This window comes from Rhodococcus sp. FG69 (assembly GCF_057808915.1).
The window spans coordinates 1-2,815 of record NZ_JBMDIX010000088.1 but is presented as its reverse complement, the minus strand read 5'-3'; the positions used below and the strand labels follow the sequence as shown (position 1 = coordinate 2,815).

The window sequence follows — 2,815 nt, the reverse complement described above, 5'->3', positions numbered from 1 at the left end:
AGAAAACCAATTAGCTATCGCATAGACGCTGGACTGCTATCGGGGGCCCAACCATACGGGTGGAGCGACGTTCGTAAGCTCGCCGAACTCCCTTCTCTGGTCGAGAACGACGGCTATTTCGTCGACTGTCACGCAATGGACCTCCTGGTCGCGACCTATGATCCCAACGGGAAGGATGCAGAGAACCCGTTGGCGTGGCCCTACTTCGTTGCCGACGAGGAACTTGTCGGCCTGCCGCCGCACGTCATCACCGTCAACGAATTGGATCCACTCCGGGACGAAGGTCTCGCGTACTATCGCGCGTTGCTCCGGGCAGGTGTCGAGGTCGAAGGGCGAATCAATCTGGGCTTGACGCACGCGGCAGAGTTCATTTTTCGACAGGCATTGCCGGACCTGCATTTCTCGAGCGTCAGCGATATCAAGCGATTCGCGGATCGTCTCTGACAACATAGCCCGTGAAATATCTTCTCGAACAACGTCAGTCGCAATCGTCGGTCCATCGAAGACTCAGGAACTGACAAACTGGGGACAGTACCCCGAGTCACGGACGTAAGAGCTCCCGCAGCGTTCTTTCGGCGCCGTCCGGATCGGGCGGCTGCCCAGCCATCGTCGGAAGGTAGTGATAGGACTCGGCGATACGGACCGCGGCGTATGCAAGCTCGTCGAGCGAGAGCGAGCTACGAATGCGGCCTTCTGCGATGTCCTCGGCCAGATAGGTCCGAATAAGTGCGACAAGCCGTGGGTGGTAGCCGTAGTCGCTGAATGTCATCAGCCGCATGAAGTGTTCGTCGTGTGTCAGGGCGATCTTGCGCGCGCCGGGCTGTTCGAGTGTGTCACGCAAGAACTGGCTCAGTACGACCGGAACGCGGGGGCCAGGTGAGTTGCGCAACTTCTCCCACGCAGCCACGATGCTGGTCTCGGTAAGGGACCAAATCACTTCGACGAGCAGTGAGTCTTTCGTTCCGATCCAGCGATGCATCGTGACACGATTGACGCCCAATTCCTGCGCCATGGAACTGACGTCGATCTTCTCGCCGGACAGGTACTTGCGACGCGCCAGGCGGAACGCGTCTTCCCGCCGCGCCTTCCTGGCGGGTTGGTCGAGTCCGTTCGCACCGGTCCTCATGGGTTCACTATAGGTAGGTCTCGTCGACACCTCACCCGTGAGTCGATCAGGGGACCTGCAGCACCGGCTTGATGACAGAGTCGTGCATGCCGGCGACCGCATCGTTGATCTTGTCGAAAGGGTAGACGGTGATGATCTTCTCTACCGGAAACTTGCCGTCGGTGTGCCACCGAAGCAGCTGCGGGATCAACTCAGCCGGGTTGGCATCGCCTTCGATGCACCCACGGATGGTCTTTCCGCTGCCGATCAAATCCATCATGTTGATGGTTACCTTCGGGTTTCCGACCCCCACGGCAACGAGGGTGCCGAGCGCGGTAAGAGAGGTAAGAGCGCTTCCGATGACGGCGGGAACTGCTGTGGTATCGAGCGCATGGGTTGCGCCTCCACCCGTGATCGCGCGAATCTGATCGATAAGATCGGTTGCAGCGCCGTCGATTACATGGGTCGCCCCGACAGCTGAGGCCACCTCACGTCTATGTGCCGACAGGTCCACTGCGATGACGGTGGGCGCACCCAACGCCCTCGCCGCCATCACTGCCGCCATCCCGACTCCGCCGGCACCGAAAACGACCACGCTCGAGGTGTCGCTGGGACGCAGAAGATTGATCACTGCACCGGCGCCGGTCTGAAATCCGCACCCCATCGGTGCAGCGGCTAGCAAGTCCACATCGTCGTCGACGACGACAACGTTCTCCGACGAGGCAATTGCGTGACGGGCGAAACTGGACTGTCCGAAGAACGACGACCACACCGGCATTCCGTCGAGTGTCACCGTCGAGCTACCGTCGAGGCGCGATCCGGCGGCGTTGAGGTGGTTGAACTTCTCGCAGTAGGACCGGTGGCCGCTGGTGCAGCGAGTGCAGTGTCCGCAGCTGCTGTAGCTGATCAAGACTTTGTTTCCCACGGCGACTCCGTCCACGGCGGACCCCACCGCTTCGACTGTTCCTGCACCTTCATGCCCGTAGAGCGCGGGTGCCCCGTCGACCGAGTATGCCTTGGTCGTGAGGTCGGTGTGGCAGACTCCCACGGCCTCGATGCGTACGAGGACTTCGTTGTCGTGCAGGTCCGACAGTTCGACGTCGGTCAGGGTGAACACGCTGGACGGGCCAGTGGACAGGGCGGCTGATGTGTGCACTTGCGGTTCCTCTTCGGTCGTGTGGTCGTGTGACGGCGTCAGGGCCGCACGGTGGCCGTGTCGCTGGAGTATAGATTCTGTAACCGACCGCTGCGCAACAGGATCGGTTCAGGAACGCCGGCCAGGTACACCGTGACTCGTCGCAGGGTCTGCTGGTTGGGCATTCGATCGTGTTGTCTGCGTTCGAAGTCCGGCGACAGTGTCCATTCGAGCCTGGGATCGCGCGGTTGCGTCGAACGAGTGCGTGCACTTCCCGGTATCCATGTGCACGTGACTTCGGTATTCGTCGTGCTGTCATAGGTGTGCGTTCGTGGGTCAAAGTCGTTGTCCATGGCAAAATTTGGTCGATCCTCTGCGCGCTGTCGCGCTCGACGGCTGGTGACGGACGGCGCGATAGGCGACTCTGATCGCACGAACATGATGTGCTCCTCGCTGCGCGCGAGGGGCGGGTGTCCCCGAACCTGGAGTTCGAAACCTCCTAGCGAAGCAAGGAATGCGATGTTCAAGCGGATTGCAGTAGTCAACAGGGGTGAGGCGGCTGTTCGCCTGATCAG

General features: G+C 60.8%; 3 protein-coding genes. 1 reads left to right on the top strand and 2 read right to left on the bottom strand.

Annotated elements, in window-relative coordinates:
* Nucleotides 1-444 (top strand): alpha/beta hydrolase fold domain-containing protein (locus ACODSO_RS29035; protein WP_489040055.1); only part of this gene is annotated, 444 nt, incomplete at its 5' end.
* Nucleotides 445-541: 97 nt separating this feature from the next.
* Here ACODSO_RS29035 and ACODSO_RS29030 read toward each other — a convergent pair.
* Together ACODSO_RS29030 and ACODSO_RS29025 are read right to left on the bottom strand one after the other, a co-directional pair.
* Nucleotides 542-979 (bottom strand): QsdR family transcriptional regulator, encoded by a 438-nt coding sequence (locus tag ACODSO_RS29030; RefSeq protein ID WP_489040056.1) that lies wholly within the window; start codon nucleotides 977-979, stop codon nucleotides 542-544.
* 193 nt (nucleotides 980-1,172) lie between these two features.
* Nucleotides 1,173-2,261: an NAD(P)-dependent alcohol dehydrogenase gene (locus ACODSO_RS29025; protein ID WP_489040054.1), complete on the bottom strand. Its 1,089-nt coding sequence runs from the start codon at nucleotides 2,259-2,261 to the stop codon at nucleotides 1,173-1,175.
* Nucleotides 2,262-2,815: the final 554 nt, after the last annotated feature.

Excerpts from the sequence above, each read along its gene's own strand:
- ACODSO_RS29030 (WP_489040056.1), bottom strand. The coding sequence starts at position 979 with ATGCATCGCTGGATCGGAACGAAAGACTCACTGCTCGTCGAAGTGATT.